The organism is Nocardia sp. TBRC8007 (genome assembly GCF_056629435.1).
This window is the reverse complement of the sequence record NZ_JBWSOR010000203.1, coordinates 1-303: the sequence shown is the minus strand read 5'-3', so window position 1 is coordinate 303 and position 303 is coordinate 1. Positions and strand designations below refer to the sequence as shown.

The window sequence follows — 303 nt, the reverse complement described above, 5'->3', positions numbered from 1 at the left end:
TCGAGCGCAGCGGAATACGTCGGCCCGTACCGGGATCTCCGACGACAAGTCGAACTCGTAGCGTGCAGCCGCGGCCATCGCCGCCTCCACGTCCTCCACGTCCGCCACCGACACCGGCACGTCGAATTCTCCGGCCTCGAGGACCCGCTGCACCGGCACACCGTCCACCTCGGCGAACACCGTCCGCAGGCTCTCGTGCCGCCCCACCACATCGACGAGCGCGGCCCGTAACGCCGCCACATCCACCGCGCCCGTCAGGCGCACCCCCATCGGCATGTTGTAGGTGGCCGAGGGGCCTTCGAA

Annotated in this window: 1 protein-coding gene; it reads right to left on the bottom strand. The window is 70.0% G+C overall.

Going from position 1 to position 303, the window contains the following annotated elements; all coding sequences use genetic code 11:
* A partial coding sequence (locus ACX4ZE_RS23305) for a condensation domain-containing protein (protein ID WP_480275612.1) occupies positions 1-303 on the bottom strand: 303 nt, incomplete at both ends.